This window comes from Pseudomonas sp. ES4, assembly GCF_050586665.1.
In the GTDB taxonomy this organism is placed as follows: Bacteria; Pseudomonadota; Gammaproteobacteria; order Pseudomonadales; family Pseudomonadaceae; genus Aquipseudomonas; species Aquipseudomonas frederiksbergensis.
On record NZ_JBOBDO010000008.1, the window covers coordinates 74,548 to 97,138 of the forward strand.

Consider the following 22,591-nt stretch of genomic DNA (forward strand, 5'->3'; position numbering starts at 1 on the left):
TTCTCCCCTGCGCCATCGGCGCAGTGTGAACAACCCGACAATGACGGGCCGTAAGCATCAGGCGGTTTTTTGCAGACCGACCACAGTGCGCGGCATGCCGACAAACCCTGGCAAGGCTTCGATCCGTGCCAGCCAGGCGCGGATGTTCGCGTAGTCCTCCAGCGACACGTTGCCTTCTGGCGCATGGGCGATATAGCTGTAGGCAGAAACGTCGGCAATGGTTGGCTCGGCGCCAGCCAGATACGGCGTTGCGGCCAGTTCCTGATCGATCACTTTGAGCACGGTGTGGGAATAAGCGATCACTTCTTCAGCGTTGTAAGCCGCCCCAAACACCGTGATCAGCCTCGCCCTGGCGGGGCCAAAGGCAATCGGCCCTGCGGCAATCGACAACCAGCGCTGAACCTTGGCCGCCCCGACCGGATCGGTTGGCAGCCAACGTCCGTCGCCATACTTTTGCGCCAGATAAACCAGAATCGCGTTGGAATCGGCCAGCACCACGCCTTGATCATCGATGACCGGAACCTGGCCAAACGCATTGAGCGCGAGGAAGTCCGGCTGTTTGTGCGCGCCCTTGGCCAAGTCGACAAATACCAGCTCGGTGGGCAAATGCAGCAGGGACAGCATCAGCTCTACGCGGTGAGCGTGGCCGGAACGTGGGAAGTTGTAGAGTTTGATCGCTTGCATGGTCGACTCCGCTGGGTGGTGGCGCTGTTGAACAGTGTTCAGCACCGATGGGGCGCTATCTTCCACCCGCACCCAAAACAACAGAATAACCAGCCAACGCAATCCATTATTTCATCTGATGAAATAAACCCTCACGCCTGCAAGGACGGATGCTCACGCAGCGCGCTCACCGCAAAATCCACAAAACTGCGAATCCGCGCAGGGGCCTTGCGCCCGCCCTGATAGACCACATGGATAGGCAATGGCGGCAGTTCGAAGTCCGCCAGAACGATTTCCAGCTCACCGGAAGCGACTTTGCTCGCGACCTGATAAGACAGAACCCGGGTCAGCCCCAAGCCCAGGCACGCCGCCGTAATCGCCGCCTGATTGGCCGTCACCACCAGGCGCGGCGTGGGTCGAACAGTCAGCGGCTCTCCCCCTTCGAGGAACGGCCAGGTTCTCGACTGACCGATAGAAGACGTCGCAACAACCGGCACCTGAGCCAGATCCTGAGGATGTCGAGGTCGACCATGGGCCGTCAGGAACCCCGGCGAGCCGCAAATCACCCGCCGAACCTCACCCACGCGAATCGCATGCTGATTACTGTCGGGCAACTCACCTATACGCACAGCGACATCGATGCCCTCCTCGACCATGCTGACCACTCGATCGACCAGCAACCCATTGATGCTGACTTCAGGAAACTGCGTCAGATAATTCACCATTACAGGCGTGACAAACAGCTCACCGAACAACACCGGCGCAGTAATCGTCAGTTGCCCACGCGGTTGGGTATGACTGCCCGCCGCCGAATCCTCGGCTTCCTGCACCTCGGCGAGAATCCTCCGACAGTCTTCCAGGTAACGCTGACCCGCCTCACTCAAATGCACACTGCGGGTAGTTCGCGTCAGCAGCACCGTGCCGATGCGTTTCTCCAGCGCTGCTACCGCACGGGTGACGCTAGCAGCCGACAGGCCCAAACGCCGCGCCGCCGCCGAGAAGCCTTGGTCTTGGGCGACGGCAGCGAAGACCTGCATTTCCTGGAATCGGTCCATGGGCGTGTCCTCAATTCAGATAAAAAAAATCGCAACCGAAGGCTGCGATTTTTAATGTTTCCATCACCTGTGGATAACTTATTCCACCGTCACCGACTTCGCCAGGTTACGCGGCTGGTCAACGTCGGTGCCTTTCAACACGGCAACGTAATACGAGAGCAACTGCAGCGGAATGGTGTAGAGGATCGGCGACAGGATGTCGTGGATGTGCGGCATTTGCACAACATGAGTGCCTTCGCCATTGGTCATGCCAGCTTGTTCGTCTGCGAAGACAATCAGCTCGCCGCCACGGGCGCGGACTTCCTGGAGGTTGGATTTCAACTTCTCCAGCAGCTCGTTGTTTGGTGCCACGGTGACCACTGGCATGTCGTTATCCACAAGCGCCAACGGGCCGTGTTTCAGCTCGCCGGCCGGATAGGCTTCGGCGTGGATGTAGGAGATTTCCTTGAGCTTGAGCGCCCCTTCCATTGCCACCGGGAATTGCGCACCACGACCGAGGAACAGGGTGTGGTTTTTCTCGGCGAACAGCTCGGCGATTTTTTCGACGGTACCGTCCATGGCCAAGGCTTCGCCGAGGCGGGTTGGCAGGCGACGCAACTCTTCGACCAACGTGGCTTCGATGCCGTTGGCCAACGTCCCGCGAACCTGGCCCAGGGACAAGGTCAGCAACAGCAGACCGACCAATTGAGTGGTGAACGCTTTGGTCGAAGCCACACCGATTTCGCGACCGGCCTGGGTCAGCAAAGTCAGGTCGGATTCACGCACCAATGAGCTGATGCCGACGTTGCAAATCGCCAGGCTCGCGAGATAACCCAACTCTTTGGCGTTACGCAGTGCAGCCAGGGTGTCGGCGGTTTCGCCGGACTGGGAAATGGTCACGAATAACGTGTCGGCCTGTACCACTACCTTGCGGTAGCGGAACTCGCTGGCGACTTCGACCTGGCACGGGATGCCGGCCAGTTCTTCGAGCCAGTAACGAGCAACCATACCGGCGTGGTAGCTGGTACCGCACGCGACAATCTGCACGTTACGCACTTTGGCGAACAGCTCGGCTGCCTGTGGACCGAACGCTTCCACCAGCACTTGATTGTGGCTGATGCGACCTTCCAGGGTGCGCTGCACCACCACCGGTTGCTCATGAATTTCCTTGAGCATGTAGTGGCGGAATTCCCCTTTTTCAGCGGCTTCGGCGCCATCGCGGTACTGCACCGACTCACGCTCGACCACTTGGCCGCTCACGTCCCAGATCTGCACGCTGTCGCGGCGAATTTCGGCGATATCGCCTTCTTCCAGGTACATGAAGCGATCAGTGACCTGACGCAAGGCCAACTGATCGGAAGCCAGGAAGTTTTCACCCATGCCCAAACCGATGACCAGCGGGCTGCCGCTACGCGCGGCGACCAGACGATCCGGTTGCCGAGCACTGATCACCGCCAGACCGTAAGCACCGTGCAACTCTTTGACAGTAGCCTTCAGGGCCACGGTCAGATCCGGCAGATCCTTGAGTTTGTGGTGCAACAGGTGAGCAATGACTTCGGTGTCAGTGTCCGAGGTGAACACGTAACCCAAGGCTTTCAGTTGATCGCGCAGGGCGTCGTGGTTCTCGATGATGCCGTTGTGCACCACCGCCAGATCATCGGAAAAATGCGGGTGAGCGTTGCGCTCGCACGGCGCACCGTGGGTGGCCCAGCGGGTGTGGGCAATACCCAGGCGGCCGACCAGCGGCTCTTCAGCCAGCGCCAGTTCCAATTCACTGACCTTGCCCGGGCGACGCAGGCGCACAAGCTGTTCGTCATTGGTGTAGATCGCCACCCCTGCACTGTCATAGCCACGGTATTCCAGGCGTTTCAAGCCTTCGAGCAGGATGGCGGTAATGTTACGTTCTGCGACTGCGCCGACAATTCCACACATGCTATTTCTCCTGACTGACAGCCGCGAGGATCAAGTTGATTCCGCGGGCCTGTATCTGATCCCGTGCCTCGAGCGGCAGGCGATCATCGGTTATAAGGGTATGGACGCTGCTCCAGGGCAGCTCCAGGTTGGGAATCTTGCGGCCGATCTTGTCGGCCTCCACCATGACAACCACTTCCCGGGCGACTTCTGCCATGACCCGGCTCAGCCCAAGCAGTTCGTTGAAGGTGGTGGTGCCGCGAACCAGGTCGATGCCATCGGCACCGATGAACAACTGGTCGAAATCGTATGAGCGTAGTACCTGCTCGGCCACCTGCCCCTGAAAAGACTCGGAGTGCGGGTCCCAAGTGCCGCCGGTCATCAACAGGACCGGCTCATGCTCAAGTTCGCACAAGGCATTAGCGACGTGCAGGGAGTTGGTCATCACGACCAGGCCCGGCTGCTGGCCGAGTTCCGGAATCATCGCCGCCGTGGTGCTGCCGCTGTCGATGATGATCCGCGCATGCTCGCGAATCCGCCCAACGGCGGCGCGAGCGATGGCTTGCTTGTATTTGGATATCGGCTGACCGAGGTCGGCTACGAGTTCTTGAGGCAAGGTGATCGCTCCGCCATAACGGCGCAGCAGCAAACCGTTGCTCTCAAGCGCGGCGAGATCTTTGCGGATCGTGACTTCCGACGTTTCGAAGCGCTTGGCCAGCTCATCCACACTGACTTCGCCCTGCTCATTGAGCAAGGCGAGGATGTTGTGACGGCGTTGAGGTGTATTGCGTTTCGACATGGCTTAAGTTTCGATTCGAAAGATAGCGGAAGCAATCAAAACCTATTGGCGAAACAACGTCAAGCGCGGGGCGATAAAAAGACCTGCGGATAAAAGCATCGCGGGCAAGCCCTCTCCCACAGGTTTTGCGAGATCCATGTGGGAGCGGGCTTGCCCGCGAATTCGATGGTGCTGCCTGTGAATAACTTAAGCAGGTCACAAATATGTGGATAACTCAGCTTTTCTTAATCTTCTCCGGTCTTTTCCAACCATCGATATTCTTCTGCCGTGCACGACCCACGGCCAACTGCAAGTTATCCACATTCTGCGTAATGGTCGAACCCGCCGCCGTGGTCGCACCCGAAGAGATATCCACAGGCGCAACCAACGAGTTGTTGGAACCGATGAACACATCTTCACCCAGCACGGTTTTCCACTTATTGGCACCGTCGTAGTTGCAGGTGATGGTGCCCGCACCGATGTTGGTACGCGCGCCAATCTCTGCATCGCCCAGATAGGTCAGATGACCGGCCTTGGCACCTTCGCCCAGGTGAGCGTTTTTCAACTCGACAAAGTTACCCACATGGGCACGAGCTTCCAGCACAGTACCTGGACGCAAACGCGCGAACGGGCCGGCGTCGCTGCCTTCACCGAGCACCGCGCCATCGATGTGGCTGTTAGCCTTGATCACCACACCTTTGCGCAAGGTGCTGTCCTTGATTACGCAGTTCGGGCCGATCACCACGTCATCCTCGATAACGACCTTGCCTTCGAGGATCACGTTGATGTCGATCAGCACGTCGCGGCCGACGGTGATTTCACCGCGTACATCGAAACGAGCAGGATCACGCAGGGTCACGCCCTCAGCCATCAACCGACGACCAGCGCGCAGTTGATAGTGGCGCTCAAGCTCGGAAAGCTGCTTGCGGTCGTTGGCGCCCTGCACTTCCATGGCGTCATGCGGTTGCTCGGTGGCCACCACCAGACCGTCACTGACTGCCATCTCGATCACGTCGGTCAGGTAGTACTCGCCCTGAGCGTTGTTGTTCGAAAGACGGCTCATCCAGCCAGCCAATTGCGCGAACGGCAGGGCCAGAATGCCGGTGTTGCCTTCAGTGATCGCACGTTCGGTTTCGTTGGCGTCTTTCTGCTCGACGATGGCCGTCACTTTGCCGTCAGCGTTGCGGACAATGCGGCCATAGCCCGTCGGATCATCCAGTTCTACTGTCAACAAACCCAATTGCTGCGGCGCTACTTGCTTGAGCAGACGTTGCAGGGTCTCGACTTCGATCAATGGCACGTCGCCATAAAGAATCAGGACGGTGTCGGACTCAATGAAAGGCACCGCTTGAGCAACGGCGTGGCCAGTCCCAAGCTGTTTGTCCTGCAGGACGAAATTCAGATCATCAGCGGCCAGACGCTCGCGCACGGCATCGGCGCCATGGCCGATCACCACGTGGATGCGTTGTGGATCAAGTTGCCGGGCGCTGTGGATAACATGGCCTAGCATCGAGTTGCCGGCAATCGGATGCAGCACTTTCGGCAGTGCCGAACGCATGCGAGTGCCTTGACCAGCAGCGAGAATAACGATTTCTAAAGACATGACTGGCTACCAATCCTGGGTGGTCAGCGGCTGCGACCAGGTTTTGAATTCTAAAAAGAAAAAAGGGTAGCCGAGGCTACCCTTTTTAATCAATCGCACAACAAGCGGTGGCCTATTAGTGGCCGAACTTCTTGCGGATCTGCTGGACGGTGCGCAGCTGAGCTGCAGCCTCGGCCAGACGTGCGGCAGCAGAACCGTAATCGAATTCTGCACCTCGTTCATGCAAGGCCTTCTCGGCAGCCTTAACGGCTTCCTGAGCGGAGGCTTCGTCCAGGTCGGCAGCACGTTGCACAGTGTCGGCAAGTACCTTGACCATGTTCGGCTGAACCTCGAGGAAACCGCCGGAGATGTAATACACCTCCTCTTCCCCGCCCTGCTTGATCAGGCGGATAGGACCCGGCTTGAGATTAGTGATCAGCGGCGCGTGACCCAGGGCGATACCAAGATCACCCAGTGCACCGTGCGCAACCACCATCTCGACCAGGCCGGAAAAGATTTCCCCTTCCGCGCTGACGATATCGCAATGGACTGTCATAGCCATCTGATTGCCTCAACCTAAATTAGCGCCCGTTGCCGGGCGCCGGGATTACAGTTTCTTGGCTTTCTCGATCGCTTCTTCGATGCCGCCGACCATGTAGAACGCTTGTTCTGGCAGGTGGTCGTAGTCACCGTTGAGGATGCCTTTGAAGCCAGCAATGGTGTCTTTCAGGGAAACGTATTTACCCGAAGCACCGGTGAAGACTTCAGCCACGAAGAACGGCTGCGACAAGAAACGCTGGATCTTACGAGCACGGTTTACCAACTGCTTGTCGGCTTCCGACAGCTCGTCCATACCCAGGATCGCAATGATGTCCTTCAGTTCCTTGTAACGCTGCAGAACATACTGTACGCCGCGAGCGGTGTCGTAGTGGTCCTGGCCGATTACGTTCGGGTCCAGCTGGCGCGAAGTCGAGTCGAGTGGATCGACCGCTGGGTAGATACCCAGGGAAGCGATGTCACGGGACAGAACGACGGTGGCGTCCAAGTGGGCGAAAGTGGTCGCTGGCGACGGGTCAGTCAAGTCATCCGCAGGTACGTATACCGCTTGGATCGAGGTGATCGAACCGTTTTTGGTCGAAGTGATACGCTCTTGCAGAGTACCCATCTCTTCGGCCAGGGTCGGCTGGTAACCTACTGCGGAAGGCATACGGCCCAGCAGTGCGGATACTTCAGTACCGGCCAGGGTGTAACGATAGATGTTGTCGACGAACAGCAGAACGTCGTTACCTTCGTCACGGAACTTCTCGGCCATGGTCAGGCCGGTCAGTGCTACGCGCAGACGGTTACCCGGCGGCTCGTTCATCTGACCGTAAACCAGTGCCACTTTGTCCAGAACGTTGGAATCCTTCATCTCGTGGTAGAAGTCGTTACCCTCACGAGTACGCTCACCCACACCGGCGAACACGGAATAACCGCTGTGCTCGATGGCGATGTTACGGATCAGTTCCATCATGTTTACGGTTTTGCCTACACCGGCACCACCGAACAGACCGACTTTACCACCCTTGGCGAACGGGCAAACCAGGTCGATAACCTTGATGCCGGTTTCCAGCAGGTCGTTGCCGCCCGCTTGTTCAGCGAAGGTTGGCGCAGGACGGTGAATGCCCCAGCGCTCTTCGGTGTCGATCGGGCCAGCTTCGTCGATCGGATTGCCCAGTACGTCCATGATCCGGCCCAGGGTCGCTTTACCGACCGGTACGGAGATGGCTGCGCCAGAATCCTTGACTTCCAGACCGCGCTTCAAGCCTTCGGTGGAACCCATCGCAATGGTACGAACCACGCCGTCGCCCAGCTGTTGCTGAACTTCGAGAGTAGTCCCGGCCGCGCTTTGTACCAACAACGCGTTGTAGATGCTCGGTACGCTGTCGCGTGGAAATTCCACGTCGATAACGGCGCCGATGATTTGAACGATACGTCCGCTACTCATAGCTGGATCCTCTGAATATTTGAACCGTTAAACCGCGGCAGCGCCGCCGACGATTTCCGAGATCTCTTGGGTGATCGCAGCCTGACGCGCCTTGTTGTAGACCAGCTGCAAATCGCTGATCAAATCACCGGCGTTGTCGGTAGCGTTCTTCATCGCGATCATCCGCGCAGCTTGTTCAGCCGCGTTGTTCTCGACCACCGCCTGGTAGACCTGCGACTCGACGTAACGGACCATCAAGCCGTCAAGCAGCTCTTTGGCATCCGGTTCGTAGAGATAGTCCCAGTGATGCTTGAGCGATTTATCCGCGGTCGCCTCCAGTGGAATCAACTGCTCCACAGTAGGCTGTTGCGTCATGGTGTTGATGAACTTGTTGGACACCACGGACAGGCGATCAATACGGCCGTCCAGGTAGGCATCCAGCATCACCTTGACGCTGCCAATCAGATCATTGATCGACGGCTCTTCGCCCAGGTGGCTGATAGCTGCAACGACGTTGCCGCCGAAGTTGCGGAAGAAAGCCGCACCCTTGCTACCAACAACACACAGGTCGATCTCGACGCCGTTTTCGCGGTTTACCGCCATGTCCTTGACCAGGGCCTTGAACAGGTTGGTGTTCAAGCCACCACACAGACCACGGTCACTGCTCACTACGACATAACCGACGCGCTTGATTTCACGCTCGATCATGAAGGGGTGGCGATATTCCGGGTTGGCGTTGGCCAAATGACCAATAACCTGGCGGATGCGCTCCGCGTAAGGACGGCTAGCAGCCATGCGCATTTGTGCCTTGCGCATTTTACTGACCGCCACTTTTTCCATGGCGCTGGTAATCTTTTGCGTGCTTTTGATGCTCGCAATCTTACTGCGAATCTCTTTTGCGCCTGCCATGTAACACCTATCAGGTTAGCAAGCGGGAGCCTTGCGGCTCCCGCTGCGGCTTACCAGGTTTGGGTGGCCTTGAACTTCTCGATACCGGCTTTCATGCCAGCGTCGATTTCGTCATTGAAGTCACCCTTCACGTTGATCTTCGCCATCAAATCGGCGTGATCGCGGTTGAAGAAAGCAATCAGCGCTTGTTCGAAGCTGCCGATCTTGGCGATTTCAACGTCAGTCAGGAACCCACGCTCAGCGGCATACAGCGACAGCGCCATGTCAGCGATCGACATTGGTGCGTATTGCTTCTGCTTCATCAGCTCGGTAACGCGCTGACCATGCTCAAGTTGCTTACGGGTCGCTTCGTCCAGGTCAGAAGCGAACTGGGCGAATGCCGCCAGTTCACGGTACTGAGCCAGAGCGGTACGGATACCACCGGAGAGCTTCTTGATGATCTTGGTCTGAGCGGCACCACCCACACGGGATACCGAAACACCGGCGTTCACAGCAGGACGGATCCCGGAGTTGAACATGGCCGATTCCAGGAAGATCTGACCGTCGGTGATGGAAATCACGTTGGTCGGAACGAACGCGGAAACGTCGCCAGCCTGGGTTTCGATGATCGGCAGTGCGGTCAGGGAACCGGTTTTGCCGGTCACTGCGCCGTTGGTGAACTTCTCTACGTACTCTTCCGAAACGCGGGATGCGCGCTCCAGCAGACGGGAGTGGAGATAGAACACGTCGCCTGGGTAAGCTTCACGGCCTGGTGGACGGCGCAGCAGCAGGGAAATCTGGCGGTAAGCCACTGCTTGCTTGGACAGATCGTCATAAACGATCAGTGCGTCTTCACCGCGGTCGCGGAAGAATTCACCCATGGTGCAACCGGAGTACGGTGCCAGGAACTGCAGTGCTGCAGATTCCGAAGCGCTCGCAGCCACGACGATGGTGTTAGCCAGTGCGCCGTTTTCTTCCAACTTGCGAACCACGTTGGCGATGGTCGATTGTTTCTGACCGATCGCTACGTAGACGCAGAAAATGCCGCTGTTTTTCTGGTTGATGATCGCGTCGATCGCCAGAGCGGTTTTACCGATCTGACGGTCACCGATGATCAGCTCACGCTGGCCACGGCCGACAGGGATCATGGCATCGACAGCCTTGTAGCCAGTCTGTACAGGCTGGTCTACCGACTTACGCCAGATCACGCCCGGAGCAACTTTCTCGACCGCATCGGTCTCGGTGTTGTTCAGCGGACCTTTGCCGTCAACTGGGTTACCCAGTGCGTCGACTACGCGACCCAGCAGTTCCTTACCAACCGGAACTTCGAGGATGCGGCCAGTGCACTTGGCGCTCATGCCTTCAGCCAGAGACTGGTAGGAGCCCAATACAACGGCACCTACGGAGTCTTGCTCCAGGTTGAGAGCCATACCGAAGACGCCGCCCGGAAACTCGATCATCTCGCCGTACATGACGTCGGCCAGACCGTGAATCCGCACGATACCGTCAGATACGCTGACGACAGTGCCTTCGTTACGGGCTTGGGAGGTCACATCGAGCTTGTCGATGCGGCCCTTGATAATTTCACTTATTTCGGAAGGATTGAGTTGCTGCATTGCTCTGCTGCCCCTTCAAACTCAAGATTTCAATGCTTCGGCAAGGTTTGCGAGTTTTCCGCGAACCGAGCCATCGATTACCAGGTCGCCGGCGCGGATGACAATGCCCCCAATAAGGGATTTGTCTTCCTCGACTTGCAGGCGCACTTCCCGGTTGAGTCGTGCACTGAGAACCTTGGCGAGTTTGTCTTGCTGTTCTTGGTTCAATGCAAAAGCACTGGTGACTTCAACGTCTACCGATTTCTCTTGTTCGGCCTTGTACAGGTCAAACAGAGCGGCGATCTCCGGCAACAGCGGGAGACGGTCGTTTTCGGAAACGACGTTAATGAAGTTCTGTACCTTCACATCAAACTTGTCGCCGCACACGTCAATAAACGTGGCGGCCTTGTCTGCGCTCGTCAGTCGCGGGGCCTTGAGCACGCGCTGCATGGTGTCATCTTGCGACACTGCTGCAGCCAGGCCGAGCATGGCTGACCAAGAGGCCAGTTGCTGGTGGGCCTGGGCGTGCTCGAAGGCTGCCTTAGCGTAAGGTCGGGCCAACGTGGTCAATTCTGCCATGATCGCCCTCGCTTAAATTTCAGCAGCCAGTTTGTTTACCAGCTCCGCGTGCGCGTTTTGATCGATTGTGGCACCCAGGATCTTCTCGGCGCCGCCAACGGCCAGAGCACCCAATTGGGCACGCAGCGCGTCTTTGACACTGTTCAGTTCCTGCTCGATCTCGGCCTGAGCCTGAACCTTCACACGGTCAGCGTCGATACGGGCTTTTTCAACAGCCTCTTCAACGATCTGGTTACCGCGTTTCTTGGCTTGCTCAATGATTTCAGCTGCCTGAGCTTTTGCTTCGCGCAGTTGATGACCCGCTTTCTCTTGGGCCAACTCCAGGTCGCGAGCTGCTCGGCTGGCAGCATCCAGTCCATCCGCGATCTTCTTCTGACGTTCGTGCAAAGCCGCGATGACCGGAGGCCACACGAACTTCATGCAAAACAGTACAAAAATGAAGAACGCAACGGACTGGCCAATCAGGGTTGCATTAATGTTCACGCCAACACCTCGCTCGTTCGTTGCACATCACACCAATTACTCGAAGGTTCGAGCAATCAGCCAGCGAGTTGACCAACGAATGGGTTCGCGAAGGTGAAGAACAGAGCGATACCAACACCGATCATGGTTACGGCGTCGAGCAGACCGGCAACGATGAACATTTTGACTTGCAGCATTGGAACCATCTCTGGCTGACGCGCTGCGCCTTCCAGGAACTTGCCGCCCAACAGGCCGAAACCAATTGCGGTACCCAGTGCGCCCAGGCCGATCAACAGTGCAACAGCGATAGCGGTTAGACCAACTACAGTTTCCATCTTTCCTCCCGACTTTTACGTCGTATGGTTTAGGTTTTTTAGATTTTAAAGCGGTAAAACAAATCGTTTCATAGCCCTGTTCGGGCATCCACTCGTTTGACCGAGTGGGACATCAGACTAGTCGAGACTGGTCTTAATGGTTCTCTTCGTGCGCCATCGACAAGTAAACGATGGTCAGCATCATGAAGATAAACGCCTGCAGGGTGATGATCAGGATGTGGAACACAGCCCACGCCCACTGCAGAACTACGCCCAGGCCGCTAAGCCAGAGCAGACCACTGCCGAACATCACAGCGATCAGAATGAAGACCAGTTCGCCGGCGTACATGTTGCCGAACAGACGCAGTGCCAGAGAGATTGGCTTGGCGATCAGTGTCACGAACTCCAGCAGGAAGTTCACCGGGATCAGCAGGGCTTGAACGAAGATGTTCTTGCTGCCGAAAGGGTGCAGGGTCAGTTCGCCGATGAAGCCGCCGATGCCCTTGACCTTGATGCTGTAGAAAATGATCAACGCGAACACCGACAGGGCCATGCCCAGGGTAGCGTTCGGGTCAGTGGTCGATACGGCACGGAACGGAATGTGCGAATCGCCAGTGATCAGGATGGCCAGCTGAGGAATCCAGTCGACCGGGATCAGGTCGACGGCGTTCATCAGGAAGACCCAGACGAAGATGGTCAGTGCCAACGGTGCAATCACCGGGCTACGGCCATGGAAGCTGTCTTTCACGCTGCCATCGACGAATTCGACCAATACTTCAACGAAGTTCTGCAAAGCACCAGGCTGACCGGAAGTCGCCTTCTTTGCCGCCATGCGGAAAAGAAGAACGAAGATCAGACCCAACGCGACCGACCAGCCGAGAGTATCGACGTGGAAAGCCCAGAAGCCCATTTCCTTGGCTTCTGCTGCGGTGTGGGCAAAACCCCACCCGCCAGTTGGGTGCTGACCGAAGGTCAGGTTCTGCAAGTGGTGCTGGATATAGCCCGAAGCGGTTGTCTCTGCCATGGTTGCCTCAAACGCCCTAAGGTCTCGAAAGTCTTGTTCTCATCAGCAGGGGCGCGAACCAGCTGACCAGTTGGGTCAACACGAAGACGCCGAATACAGCTAGCGGCGCCAATGGCTTCACACCTGCGAACGTCAATGCAAAGAGCACTGCCGTCAAAATCAGTTTGCCCGCCTCGCCGGCATAAAAAGACCGGACGATGGCTTGAGCTGCTCGGGCGCCGGAAAACCGAAATGCCCTGTGAGCGAAATAAACATTGGGTAGCAAGGCTATCAGGCCTCCGCAGAGTCCCGAGTACCCGGCTACGACTCCATGCCAGTACCAAAGCGCCAAAGCGGCCAGTACCAAAACGACAAATTGAGCCAGTAGGACCGGAAAAACTGCCAGGCGATGGAACGGCAAGCGGTTTGGCGTGCGGCTCTCCATCGTTTTTGCTCCCCAATGATCGGCTGCCGGAATTCAATAACTTGGCATAATTTGTGCCGACAAAATGCGCGCAGAGTATAGGGGCGGTTCTGCCCCTATTCAACTGTCAGGTAGTATTTCCGACTGCACGCTACATGAGGAAATGTTTCAGCGAATGTGCGCAAGTACACCTTGAAGCTCGTCGAGGGAGTTGTAACCGATCACCAACTGCCCCTTCCCCTTTTTTCCGTGGCGAATCTGCACCGCAGAGCCTAGGCGCTCAGCCAGACGCTGTTCGAGTCGAGCGATATCCGGGTCCGGCTTTACCGGTTCAGCAGGTTCCTGTTTACCGCTCAACCACTGGCGAACCAGTGCTTCAGTCTGGCGAACGGTCAGCCCCCGTGCGACAACGTGTCGCGCCCCTTCAACCTGTTGATTTTCCGGTAAACCGAGCAAAGCACGGGCATGACCCATTTCCAGGTCGCCGTGGGACAGCATGGTTTTGATGACTTCCGGCAACGCGATCAAGCGTAGCAGGTTGGCCACAGTCACGCGGGATTTGCCCACGGCTTCGGCCACTTGTTGCTGAGTCAGCTGGAATTCCTGCTGCAAACGCTGCAACGCAACCGCTTCTTCGATCGGATTGAGGTCTTCACGCTGGATGTTCTCGATCAGCGCCATGGCGATCGCGGTTTCATCCGGCACATCGCGAACCATCGCCGGGATGGTTTCCTGACCCGCTTGCTGGCTGGCGCGCCAGCGGCGTTCGCCGGCGATGATTTCAAAGCGACCGCTGCCAATCGGACGAACCACGATCGGTTGCATCACACCTTGAGCCTTGATCGACTGTGCCAGTTCTTCCAGCGCCTGAGGATCCATATCCCGGCGCGGCTGATACTTGCCGCGCTGGATCAGGTCCAGGGGCAGGTGCTGCAGCTCACGCTGATCGGCCTGCACCGCTTGTTCTTCCAGCGAGCTGACAGTCGGACCGCTCAGCAGTGCATCCAGTCCACGTCCGAGACCTCGTTTCTTGACGGCCATGGGGATTCCTTAAGTTGCCTGAGCAGCGGCAGTGCGTGAGTTTTTGCGTTGACGACGAACCATCTCGCCCGCCAATGCCAGATAGGCAATGGCGCCCCGGGATGATTTGTCGTACGCCAGCGCCGGCATGCCATAGCTTGGTGCTTCAGCCAGGCGGATGTTGCGCGGAATCACCGTGTCGTAGAGCTGCTCGCCGAAATGTTCCTTGAGCTGCGCCGAAACATCGTTCATCAGGCTCAGGCGCGGGTCATACATGGTCCGCAACAGGCCTTCGACTTTCAGGTTCGGGTTCAGCAACTCGGCGATACGCTTGATGTTATCCACAAGGTCGCTCAAGCCTTCGAGCGCGAAGTACTCGCACTGCATGGGGATAATCACCCCATCAGCGGCGACCAAAGCGTTCAGTGTGAGCATCGACAACGACGGCGGACAGTCGATCAAAATGTAATCGTAGTTTTCACGGATCGGTGCCAACGCACTGCGCAGGCGGCTTTCCTTCATCTGCATTTCCAGCAGAACCACTTCGGCCGCGGTCAGGTCGCGGTTGGCCGGCAGCAGTTGGTAACCACCGTGCTCGGAGTAGTGCATGGCCTGGGCCAGATCGCACTCGCCGATCAGCAGGTCGTAGACCGAGTTTTCCAGGCCGTGTTTATCCACACCGCTACCCATGGTGGCGTTGCCCTGTGGATCGAGATCGATCAACAGCACCCGACGCTTGGTAGCGACCAGGGAAGCTGCGAGGTTGATGCAGGTGGTGGTCTTGCCCACACCACCCTTTTGGTTCGCTATCGCGAATACCTTAGCCATTCTTGCTTGTGTTCCCAATCATGCCGTGCGGCGCAGTATCAGCAGATGGCGTTGGCCTTGGCAACCGGGTACGGCCAGGGCGTGTTCGCTATCGAGGTGGAAGTCTGCCGGCAATGCTACCAGCTCATCGGCGGGATGAACGCCCTTCATTGCCAGCCAACGTGTTTCGGTGTCGCCGAGGTGGCGAGTCCAGTTGCTGAAATTCTCCATGCTGCTGAAGGCCCGGGAAATGATCCCGTTGAAGGGCTGAGCAGGTTGAAAAGCTTCGACGCGACTGTGGATAACTTGCAGGTTATCCAGTTTGAGTTCGAGTTTGACCTGAGTCAGGAAGCGGGTTTTCTTGCCGTTGCTGTCCAGGCAAGTCACCTGGGACTCTGGAAACAGGATGGCCAGCGGAATACCCGGCATGCCCCCACCGCTGCCAACATCCAGCCAGCGGCCGTTTTCGACGAACGACATCACGCTCAAACTATCGAGCAAGTGACGGGAAACCATTTCATCCGGATCGCGTACGGCGGTCAGGTTGTAAGCCTTGTTCCATTTTATCAACAGGGCCAGGTAACCCAGCAGCTGAGCATGCTGGGTTTCTGTCAGCGTGACACCAAGCTGGCGAGCACCTGTGGATAACTCTTCTGCGTGTTGCGAGGTGACCAACGAACTCAAGCGCTTTGCTCCAACTGACGGCCCGCGCCGCGTTTTTTCAAATGAATCATCAACAGCGAAATCGCTGCCGGCGTCACACCCGGGATGCGCGACGCCTGGCCCAAAGTCTCTGGACGGGTCGCACCGAGCTTGCTCTGGATCTCTTTGGAGAGACCGGAAATATTCGTGTAATCGATATCCACAGGCAGTTTTGTGTCTTCGCTGGCCCGCAGACGAGCGATTTCATCCTGCTGGCGATCGATGTAGCCGGCGTATTTGGTCTTGATTTCGACCTGCTCGGCGACTTGTGGATCTTCTGCGCCGCCACCGGTCACGGCGATCAGACCAGCGTAGTCGATTTCCGGACGGCTCAGCAGGTTGAGCAAGTTGTATTCGTGGGTCAGCGGCGTGCCGAACTTCTCGGAAATCGCATCGCCTTGTTCGGTGCCCGGGCGAACCCAGGTACTTTTCAGGCGTTGCTCTTCCAGCGTGATGCTTTCGCGTTTGGTGCAGAACGCAGCCCAACGCGCGTCATCCACCAGACCCAGTTCGCGACCTTTTTCGGTCAAGCGCAGGTCGGCGTTGTCTTCGCGCAGGATCAGGCGGTATTCGGCGCGGGATGTGAACATCCGATACGGTTCCTGGGTACCCAGGGTAATCAGGTCGTCGACCAATACGCCGATGTACGCTTCGTCGCGACGCGGACACCAGGCATCTTTGCCCTGAGCCCGCAGTGCGGCGTTGGCCCCGGCCAGCAAACCCTGGGCGCCGGCTTCTTCGTAACCGGTGGTGCCGTTGATTTGCCCGGCGAAGAACAGACCGCCGATGACTTTGGTTTCCAGGTTGTACTTCAGGTCACGCGGGTCAAAGTAATCGTATTCGATGGCGTAACCCGGACGAACGATGTGCGCGTTTTCCATGCCGCGAATCGATTGCACGATCTGCAGTTGCACGTCGAATGGCAGCGATGTGGATATCCCGTTCGGGTACAGCTCGTTAGTCGTCAGGCCTTCCGGTTCGATGAAGACCTGATGGCTGTCCTTGTCGGCAAAGCGATGGATCTTGTCTTCGATCGACGGGCAGTACCGCGGACCGATGCCTTCGATCAACCCGGCATCGGAATACATCGGCGACCGATCCAGGTTGGCGGCAATGATTTCGTGGGTGCGGGCGTTGGTGTGGGTAATCCAGCAGCTGACCTGTTTCGGATGCTGCTCTTTGGAACCCATGAACGACATCACCGGGATCGGTGTATCACCGGCTTGCTCGGTCATCACCGAGAAATCCACAGAACGACCGTCGATACGCGGCGGCGTACCGGTTTTCAGGCGACCGACGCGCAATGGCAATTCACGCAAACGGTGAGCCAGAGCGATCGACGGCGGATCACCGGCACGGCCACCGGAGAAATTCTGCATTCCGATGTGGATAAGTCCACCGAGGAAGGTGCCAGTGGTCAACACCACGGAATCCGCGAAGAAACGCAGGCCCATTTGGGTGACAACACCGCGCACTTGTTCCTGCTCGACGATCAGGTCGTCGGCAGCCTGTTGAAATATCCACAGGTTCGGCTGGTTTTCGAGAATTTCGCGGACAGCGGCTTTGTACAAAACCCGATCAGCCTGAGCGCGGGTTGCCCGCACGGCCGGGCCTTTGCGGCTGTTCAATACGCGAAACTGAATACCACCTTTATCGGTAGCCATGGCCATCGCGCCGCCGAGGGCATCGATTTCCTTGACCAGATGGCTTTTGCCGATCCCACCGATAGCGGGGTTGCAACTCATGGCACCGAGGGTTTCCACGTTATGCGTCAGCAACAGGGTTTTTGCACCCATGCGTGCTGAGGCCAGTGCTGCCTCGGTACCGGCATGACCGCCGCCGATGACGATCACTTCAAAACGGGAAGGGAAATCCACCACGCACCTCGTGCCTGCTTCAGTTAGGTAATCCGGAATAGGTTGGTCTCAGGTTTTTGGACCTGGTCGGCAAGTATAGGGACTTCGCCCTTCCTAAAGAACCCTTTGCACAAAATTTAACCAGCTGTGGAGAAGTCGCGGTTATAGAAATTAAAAAGAGAGAAATTTATTAAATCTTTGTTTTTATGTTTATTTCTACTGAGCCACCTTTCTGTGGATAGATCTCTACAAGCCTCTATATTCAATGTGTACAGAGATTCAAAACCCTGTGGTCATGTACCAATGAGGCCCTTGGATAACCGGTTTAAGCCTGTGGATGAAAGGGGTGCTTATCCACAGGGGCGGTTATCTTCAGTTTTGAGGCCCTGTTATCAACTGCCCTTAGTGGCAGTTATTCACAGGGCTTAATCCACAGAAAACTGCTAAATGAGCAAATCCAGGACACGGAAAATCCGCTCAAGCAGAAAGAATCGGCTCGGCACTGGAAGAGAATTCAAGAAAAGGAGGGAACAGACAGGCACGAATGGCCTGTCTGTGGACAACGGAGAGTCTTATTTACCGATACAGAAGCTGGAAAAGATCCGCCCCAGCAGATCATCGGAGCTGAATGCACCCGTGATTTCACCCAAAGCGTGTTGGGCCTGGCGCAAATCCTCGGCCAACAGTTCGCCGGCACCCGCCAGGGTCAGCTGCGCACGGCCGTGCTCAAGGGAAGCACTGGCGTGACGCAACGCTTCAAGGTGACGCCTGCGAGCACTGAAGCTGCTTTCAGAGGTCTGTTCGTAGCCCATGCAGGCCTTGAGGTGGTCCCGCAGCAACTCCAACCCTTCACCTGCAGACCTGGCACTCAGGCTGATGGTGACATGGCCATCCTCGCTGACTTCCAGGGCAATGGCTTCGCCCGTGAGGTCTGCCTTGTTACGGATTAGCGTAACTTTCGCCGGGTCGGGACGGATTTCCAGAAATTCAGGCCATAACGCGAACGGATCAAGAGCCTCAGGAGCGGTGGCATCGACCACCAAAAGGACTCGATCAGCCTCGCCGATTGCTTTCAACGCCCGTTCGACGCCGATTTTTTCCACCTGGTCATCGGTGTCTCGAAGACCTGCGGTGTCGACCACGTGCAGCGGCATGCCATCGATGTGGATATGTTCACGGAGTATGTCCCGGGTAGTGCCGGCAATCTCGGTCACGATAGCGGCTTCACGACCGGCCAGTGCATTCAACAGGCTGGATTTACCGGCATTTGGCCGCCCGGCGATCACCACGGTCATCCCGTCTCGCAGCAAGGCACCCTGCCCGGCTTCACGCAGCACTGTGGATAATTCGTCGCGCACTTTGTCGAGCATGCTCAGTACGTGGCCATCGGCGAGGAAATCGATTTCTTCTTCCGGGAAGTCGATCGCCGCTTCGACATAGATGCGCAGGCCAATCAGTTGCTCGGTGAGGTTATGCACACGTTCGGAGAATGCACCTTGCAATGAACGCAGGGCATTTCGTGCAGCTTGTGCAGAACTCGCCTCGATCAAGTCGGCGATGGCCTCGGCCTGAGCCAGATCGAGCTTGTCATTGAGGAACGCGCGCTCGCTGAATTCACCCGGCCGGGCCAGACGACAGCCCAGTTCCAGGCAACGCTTGAGCAGCATATCCAGAACGACGGGACCGCCATGGCCCTGGAGTTCCAGCACATCTTCGCCGGTAAATGAGTTCGGGCCCGGAAAATACAGGGCGATGCCTTGATCCAGCACCTCATCGTTCTCACTGAGGAACGGGCCGTAGTGGGCAAATCTTGGCTTGAGTTCACGACCGCTGAAGGCCTTGGCCGCAATACTTGCCAGCGGCCCGGAAATACGGACGATGCCCACACCGCCGCGACCTTGAGCGGTGGCGACGGCTGCGATGGTTTCACGAGGAACGCTCATAAAGCGGTATCCAGACAAAAGTGACAGATAGCAAAACGCCCCACTAGGGGGCGTTTTGAGTGGTTATCCACAGAGTAAGTTACGCCTCGGCTTTTTTGGTAGCCGCTTCGATCTTACGCGTGATGTACCACTGTTGGGCGATCGACAAAACGTTGTTCACTACCCAATACAGAACAAGACCGGCCGGGAACCACAGGAAGAAGAAGGTGAAGATGATTGGCATCATTTTCATGACCTTCGCCTGCATCGGATCCGGAGGAGTCGGGTTCAACTGCTGCTGGATGAACATGGTTACGCCCATGATGATCGGCAGAATGAAGAACGGATCCTTGATCGACAGGTCAGTAATCCACAGCATGAACGGCGCTTGGCGCATTTCAACGCTTTCCAGCAGAACCCAGTACAGCGAAAGGAAAACCGGCATCTGCACGAGGATTGGCAAGCAACCACCCAGCGGATTGATCTTTTCTTTCTTGTACAGCTCCATCATGGATTGCGACATTTTCTGCCGGTCGTCGCCATGTTGCTCTTTCAGCGCGGCCAGTTTCGGTGCCACTGCACGCATGCGCGCCATGGATTTGTAACTGGCAGCCGACAGCGGGAAGAAAATCCCTTTGATCAGCATGGTCAGGAAGATGATCGACCAGCCCCAGTTACCGACGATTGCGTGGATGTGTCCCAGCAACCAGAAGATGGGTTGGGCGATGAACCAAAGAATGCCGTAATCGACGGTCAGTTCCAGACCTGGGGACAACTCTTTCAGCACAGCCTGACTTTTCGGACCCGCGTACAGAACAGCACTGGTTTCGGCTTTTGCACCTGGCGCAACGCTCATTGCCGGGCCGGTATAACCGATGATGTAGTTGCCCTTGCTGTCTTTACGGGTCTGGACGATGTTGTTTTCGCCCTTGGCCGGAATCCATGCGGTCACGAAGTAGTGCTGCAACCAGGCAACCCAACCACCGGTGACGGTTTCCTTGAGCTGAGCCTTGTCCATGTCGCTCATCGACACTTTCTTGTACGGCTCGTTACTTGTCCACAGGGCAGCACCGAGGTAAGTCGCGGTACCGGTGGCGGTGGTCGAGGAAGGATCGCCGCTGGCGTCACGCTTGAGTTGCGCGAACATCGCACCAGACCAGGGCTGCGCGCTCTGGTTGTCGATCAGGTAGGAAACGGTTACGTCATACAGGCCACGTTTCACGGTGAAACGCTTGATGTAGTTGACGCCGTCCTTGCTGAACTTCAGGTCTGCGACCAATTGGTCCTGACCGTCAGCCAGTTGATAAATCTTCTTCTCCGAGGAGTAAACCGGGCGACCGGCCGGGCTTGCGTCCGGACCGTTGGTGCCGATCAAACCGCTTTGAGCCAGATAAGTCCGCTCGTTGCCGTTATCGAACAACTGGAATGGAATTTCCGGATGGTCCTGGCGACGTGGATACAGCGGCAGCGTCAACTGCGCAACATCACCACCTTGTGGATCGATTGCCAGGTTGAGCACATCCGTTTTGATCTGGATGAGGTCTTTGCTTGCAGCTACTGGTGTTTCAGCAGGTGCAGTTGCACTGGTATCGCTTGGGGCGCGGGGAATGTCGTCACTGACAGAAGCTTTATTGCCAGTCGCCGTGTCCGGTAGGCCCGGTGCGGTAGTACTGGAAGCAACATTCTGAGTCGGCAGGGCAGCCTGGCCATAGTCCTGGTTCCATTTAAGAACCATAACGTAGGACACGATTGCCAGGGCGACGATCAGGATCGTGCGTTTGATATCCATGATTACTCGGCCATCGAAGAAGAACGGGAGGTAGGGATAGATGGAACCGGGTCATAACCACCGGGATTCCACGGATGACAGCGACCTAAACGACGAAAGGCCAGCCAGCCACCGCGCAGAAGACCATGATTTTCTATGGCTTCATACGCGTAGCAGGAACAACTGGGGTAGAAACGACAGTGACTGGCCATCAGAGGACTAATGGCATAGCGATAAAACTGGATCGGAACGAGTGCCAGTTTACGCATCGGGACTGTCTACCCCTACAGTTTCGGTTTTGACTGCTGGTACCGGCGTGCTGCGTGCCAGACGCTTCCAGAGTTTGCCGAAATGCTGAATCAATTCGGGGTTTTCTACGTCACCCAAACCTTTGCGCGCGACGATAACGATGTCCCAGCCGGCCAGTGAGTCCTGGTTCAGACGGAACGATTCGCGCATCAGACGTTTGAGGCGATTGCGCTCGACGGAGAGCTTTACGCTCTTTTTCCCGATAACCAGCCCGAGACGGGGGTGATCAAGATCGTTGTTGCGCGCAAGGAGCAGGAGATTTTTCCCCGGAACCTTGCCGGTAGGGGAGTCAAAGACTGCCTTGAAATGCCGGGGAGTAAGCAGACGCTTTTCCCGACTGAAGTCCTGACTCACCTCCAGTGCCGGATTATCAAACTGCCAGACGCGCACGACCTTTGGCGCGACGACGCGACAGGACGGCACGACCGTTCTTGGTAGCCATGCGAGCACGGAAACCGTGGGTACGAGCGCGTTTGATAGTGCTTGGTTGGAAAGTACGTTTCATTGTCGTGTTACCTGGTTCGTCCACAACGGGCCGGAATGGCCCCCGTTTTAAGAGACCGGGGATTCTAGAGAAAGCAAGCCTCTAGGTCAATTTCCAACCAGCGTTTCCTTATAAATAGATCTCCAGGCGTTTTTCCTGCCGAGCGCCTTGGCTAGATATAGAAATTAAGAAGGAAAGTATTTAAAGCTTTTCTGTAAAGCTTATAAAAGCTAGGGGCGCGATCATCTGTGGATAACTGCCATTAGCCCTTTAAAGCCGTGATGTACAGAGAATGACAACTACGGTGGAAAACAGTGGTAACCCTGTGCTGCACTGTCGGATAAGCTGTGTGTGAAAGAGGTACTTATCCACAAGGCGGTTATCCACCGAGTTTCCCCCCCAGTTGTGCAACGACCTTAGACCCGGTTATCCACAGAGCTTATGCACAGACCGCTGGTCGTCTTTTTTTCATATAAATCACCGATTCTTCCTAGGAGGTGAACAACCTTCGTGTGGATAAGTCG

The 22,591-nt window shown here is 56.8% G+C and carries 23 protein-coding genes; all 23 read right to left on the reverse strand.

Annotation, left to right across the window (positions count from 1 at the left end):
- Positions 1–57: 57 nt before the first annotated feature.
- The 23 genes from ACQ4OB_RS11725 to rpmH all read right to left on the reverse strand — a co-directional run bounded on the left by ACQ4OB_RS11725 (position 58) and on the right by rpmH (position 22,088).
- Positions 58–684: a glutathione S-transferase family protein gene (locus tag ACQ4OB_RS11725; protein WP_430955732.1), complete on the reverse strand. Its 627-nt coding sequence runs from the start codon at positions 682–684 to the stop codon at positions 58–60.
- Between the two features lie 131 nt (positions 685–815).
- Positions 816–1,718: a LysR family transcriptional regulator gene (locus tag ACQ4OB_RS11730; protein WP_102614489.1), complete on the reverse strand. Its 903-nt coding sequence runs from the start codon at positions 1,716–1,718 to the stop codon at positions 816–818.
- A gap of 78 nt (positions 1,719–1,796) precedes the next feature.
- On the reverse strand, positions 1,797–3,629 hold the full coding sequence (gene glmS / locus ACQ4OB_RS11735; RefSeq protein WP_102614488.1) for a glutamine--fructose-6-phosphate transaminase (isomerizing): 1,833 nt from the start codon (positions 3,627–3,629) through the stop codon (positions 1,797–1,799).
- Position 3,630: 1 nt separating this feature from the next.
- Complete coding sequence (locus ACQ4OB_RS11740) at positions 3,631–4,407, reverse strand: DeoR/GlpR family DNA-binding transcription regulator (RefSeq protein WP_102614487.1); 777 nt, start codon at positions 4,405–4,407, stop codon at positions 3,631–3,633.
- 214 nt (positions 4,408–4,621) lie between these two features.
- Complete coding sequence (gene glmU / locus ACQ4OB_RS11745; protein WP_102614486.1) at positions 4,622–5,989, reverse strand: bifunctional UDP-N-acetylglucosamine diphosphorylase/glucosamine-1-phosphate N-acetyltransferase GlmU; 1,368 nt, start codon at positions 5,987–5,989, stop codon at positions 4,622–4,624.
- Positions 5,990–6,104: 115 nt separating this feature from the next.
- Positions 6,105–6,530, reverse strand: a complete 426-nt coding sequence (locus tag ACQ4OB_RS11750) for a F0F1 ATP synthase subunit epsilon (protein ID WP_010465460.1) — start codon at positions 6,528–6,530, stop codon at positions 6,105–6,107.
- 45 nt (positions 6,531–6,575) lie between these two features.
- Positions 6,576–7,955, reverse strand: coding sequence for a F0F1 ATP synthase subunit beta (gene atpD, locus ACQ4OB_RS11755; RefSeq protein WP_033059678.1), 1,380 nt, complete (start codon positions 7,953–7,955; stop codon positions 6,576–6,578).
- Between the two features lie 27 nt (positions 7,956–7,982).
- Entirely contained in the window at positions 7,983–8,843 is an 861-nt protein-coding gene (gene atpG / locus ACQ4OB_RS11760; RefSeq protein ID WP_074872204.1) for a F0F1 ATP synthase subunit gamma, read from the reverse strand.
- 50 nt (positions 8,844–8,893) lie between these two features.
- Positions 8,894–10,438 (reverse strand): F0F1 ATP synthase subunit alpha, encoded by a 1,545-nt coding sequence (atpA, locus tag ACQ4OB_RS11765; protein ID WP_008155713.1) that lies wholly within the window; start codon positions 10,436–10,438, stop codon positions 8,894–8,896.
- Positions 10,439–10,459: 21 nt separating this feature from the next.
- Positions 10,460–10,996, reverse strand: a complete 537-nt coding sequence (locus ACQ4OB_RS11770) for a F0F1 ATP synthase subunit delta (protein ID WP_074872206.1) — start codon at positions 10,994–10,996, stop codon at positions 10,460–10,462.
- Positions 10,997–11,008: 12 nt separating this feature from the next.
- Positions 11,009–11,479 (reverse strand): F0F1 ATP synthase subunit B, encoded by a 471-nt coding sequence (locus ACQ4OB_RS11775; protein WP_008155711.1) that lies wholly within the window; start codon positions 11,477–11,479, stop codon positions 11,009–11,011.
- 56 nt (positions 11,480–11,535) lie between these two features.
- A complete protein-coding gene (atpE, locus tag ACQ4OB_RS11780) occupies positions 11,536–11,793 on the reverse strand; it encodes a F0F1 ATP synthase subunit C (RefSeq protein ID WP_002555987.1) in 258 nt (85 codons plus the stop codon).
- A gap of 133 nt (positions 11,794–11,926) precedes the next feature.
- Positions 11,927–12,796, reverse strand: coding sequence for a F0F1 ATP synthase subunit A (gene atpB, locus ACQ4OB_RS11785; protein ID WP_074872208.1), 870 nt, complete (start codon positions 12,794–12,796; stop codon positions 11,927–11,929).
- 16 nt (positions 12,797–12,812) lie between these two features.
- Positions 12,813–13,220, reverse strand: coding sequence for a F0F1 ATP synthase subunit I (locus ACQ4OB_RS11790; RefSeq protein WP_007948092.1), 408 nt, complete (start codon positions 13,218–13,220; stop codon positions 12,813–12,815).
- 147 nt (positions 13,221–13,367) lie between these two features.
- Positions 13,368–14,240 carry a ParB/RepB/Spo0J family partition protein gene (locus ACQ4OB_RS11795; RefSeq protein ID WP_008027541.1) on the reverse strand — a complete coding sequence of 291 codons (873 nt, stop codon included), beginning with the start codon at positions 14,238–14,240 and terminating at the stop codon, positions 13,368–13,370.
- A gap of 9 nt (positions 14,241–14,249) precedes the next feature.
- Entirely contained in the window at positions 14,250–15,047 is a 798-nt protein-coding gene (locus tag ACQ4OB_RS11800; RefSeq protein ID WP_008155709.1) for a ParA family protein, read from the reverse strand.
- Between the two features lie 18 nt (positions 15,048–15,065).
- Positions 15,066–15,710 (reverse strand): 16S rRNA (guanine(527)-N(7))-methyltransferase RsmG, encoded by a 645-nt coding sequence (gene rsmG, locus ACQ4OB_RS11805; RefSeq protein WP_008155708.1) that lies wholly within the window; start codon positions 15,708–15,710, stop codon positions 15,066–15,068.
- Entirely contained in the window at positions 15,707–17,605 is a 1,899-nt protein-coding gene (gene mnmG, locus ACQ4OB_RS11810) for a tRNA uridine-5-carboxymethylaminomethyl(34) synthesis enzyme MnmG (protein WP_008155707.1), read from the reverse strand. The genes rsmG and mnmG overlap by 4 nt, the downstream gene beginning before the upstream one ends.
- A 551-nt stretch (positions 17,606–18,156) precedes the next feature.
- The gene (mnmE, locus tag ACQ4OB_RS11815) at positions 18,157–19,527 is read right to left on the reverse strand and encodes a tRNA uridine-5-carboxymethylaminomethyl(34) synthesis GTPase MnmE (protein WP_430955733.1); all 1,371 of its coding nucleotides are present in this window, start codon (positions 19,525–19,527) and stop codon (positions 18,157–18,159) included.
- A 79-nt stretch (positions 19,528–19,606) separates the two neighbouring features.
- Positions 19,607–21,295, reverse strand: a complete 1,689-nt coding sequence (gene yidC, locus ACQ4OB_RS11820; protein WP_102614484.1) for a membrane protein insertase YidC — start codon at positions 21,293–21,295, stop codon at positions 19,607–19,609.
- A 2-nt stretch (positions 21,296–21,297) separates the two neighbouring features.
- Positions 21,298–21,543, reverse strand: coding sequence for a membrane protein insertion efficiency factor YidD (yidD, locus tag ACQ4OB_RS11825; RefSeq protein WP_074872215.1), 246 nt, complete (start codon positions 21,541–21,543; stop codon positions 21,298–21,300).
- Positions 21,536–21,937 (reverse strand): ribonuclease P protein component, encoded by a 402-nt coding sequence (gene rnpA / locus ACQ4OB_RS11830; protein ID WP_031319201.1) that lies wholly within the window; start codon positions 21,935–21,937, stop codon positions 21,536–21,538. The genes yidD and rnpA overlap by 8 nt, the downstream gene beginning before the upstream one ends.
- A 16-nt stretch (positions 21,938–21,953) precedes the next feature.
- Positions 21,954–22,088 carry a 50S ribosomal protein L34 gene (gene rpmH, locus ACQ4OB_RS11835; RefSeq protein WP_003213577.1) on the reverse strand — a complete coding sequence of 45 codons (135 nt, stop codon included), beginning with the start codon at positions 22,086–22,088 and terminating at the stop codon, positions 21,954–21,956.
- Positions 22,089–22,591 lie beyond the last annotated feature (503 nt).

Excerpts from the sequence above, each read along its gene's own strand:
- ACQ4OB_RS11725 (WP_430955732.1), bottom strand. The coding sequence starts at position 684 with ATGCAAGCGATCAAACTCTACAACTTCCCACGTTCCGGCCACGCTCAC.
- ACQ4OB_RS11730 (WP_102614489.1), bottom strand. The coding sequence starts at position 1,718 with ATGGACCGATTCCAGGAAATGCAGGTCTTCGCTGCCGTCGCCCAAGAC.
- glmS (WP_102614488.1), bottom strand. The coding sequence starts at position 3,629 with ATGTGTGGAATTGTCGGCGCAGTCGCAGAACGTAACATTACCGCCATC.
- ACQ4OB_RS11740 (WP_102614487.1), bottom strand. The coding sequence starts at position 4,407 with ATGTCGAAACGCAATACACCTCAACGCCGTCACAACATCCTCGCCTTG.
- glmU (WP_102614486.1), bottom strand. The coding sequence starts at position 5,989 with ATGTCTTTAGAAATCGTTATTCTCGCTGCTGGTCAAGGCACTCGCATG.
- ACQ4OB_RS11750 (WP_010465460.1), bottom strand. The coding sequence starts at position 6,530 with ATGGCTATGACAGTCCATTGCGATATCGTCAGCGCGGAAGGGGAAATC.
- atpD (WP_033059678.1), bottom strand. The coding sequence starts at position 7,955 with ATGAGTAGCGGACGTATCGTTCAAATCATCGGCGCCGTTATCGACGTG.
- atpG (WP_074872204.1), bottom strand. The coding sequence starts at position 8,843 with ATGGCAGGCGCAAAAGAGATTCGCAGTAAGATTGCGAGCATCAAAAGC.
- atpA (WP_008155713.1), bottom strand. The coding sequence starts at position 10,438 with ATGCAGCAACTCAATCCTTCCGAAATAAGTGAAATTATCAAGGGCCGC.
- ACQ4OB_RS11770 (WP_074872206.1), bottom strand. The coding sequence starts at position 10,996 with ATGGCAGAATTGACCACGTTGGCCCGACCTTACGCTAAGGCAGCCTTC.
- atpE (WP_002555987.1), bottom strand. The coding sequence starts at position 11,793 with ATGGAAACTGTAGTTGGTCTAACCGCTATCGCTGTTGCACTGTTGATC.
- atpB (WP_074872208.1), bottom strand. The coding sequence starts at position 12,796 with ATGGCAGAGACAACCGCTTCGGGCTATATCCAGCACCACTTGCAGAAC.
- ACQ4OB_RS11790 (WP_007948092.1), bottom strand. The coding sequence starts at position 13,220 with ATGGAGAGCCGCACGCCAAACCGCTTGCCGTTCCATCGCCTGGCAGTT.
- ACQ4OB_RS11795 (WP_008027541.1), bottom strand. The coding sequence starts at position 14,240 with ATGGCCGTCAAGAAACGAGGTCTCGGACGTGGACTGGATGCACTGCTG.
- ACQ4OB_RS11800 (WP_008155709.1), bottom strand. The coding sequence starts at position 15,047 with ATGGCTAAGGTATTCGCGATAGCGAACCAAAAGGGTGGTGTGGGCAAG.
- mnmE (WP_430955733.1), bottom strand. The coding sequence starts at position 19,527 with ATGAGCGTTCCTCGTGAAACCATCGCAGCCGTCGCCACCGCTCAAGGT.
- yidC (WP_102614484.1), bottom strand. The coding sequence starts at position 21,295 with ATGGATATCAAACGCACGATCCTGATCGTCGCCCTGGCAATCGTGTCC.
- yidD (WP_074872215.1), bottom strand. The coding sequence starts at position 21,543 with ATGCGTAAACTGGCACTCGTTCCGATCCAGTTTTATCGCTATGCCATT.
- rpmH (WP_003213577.1), bottom strand. The coding sequence starts at position 22,088 with ATGAAACGTACTTTCCAACCAAGCACTATCAAACGCGCTCGTACCCAC.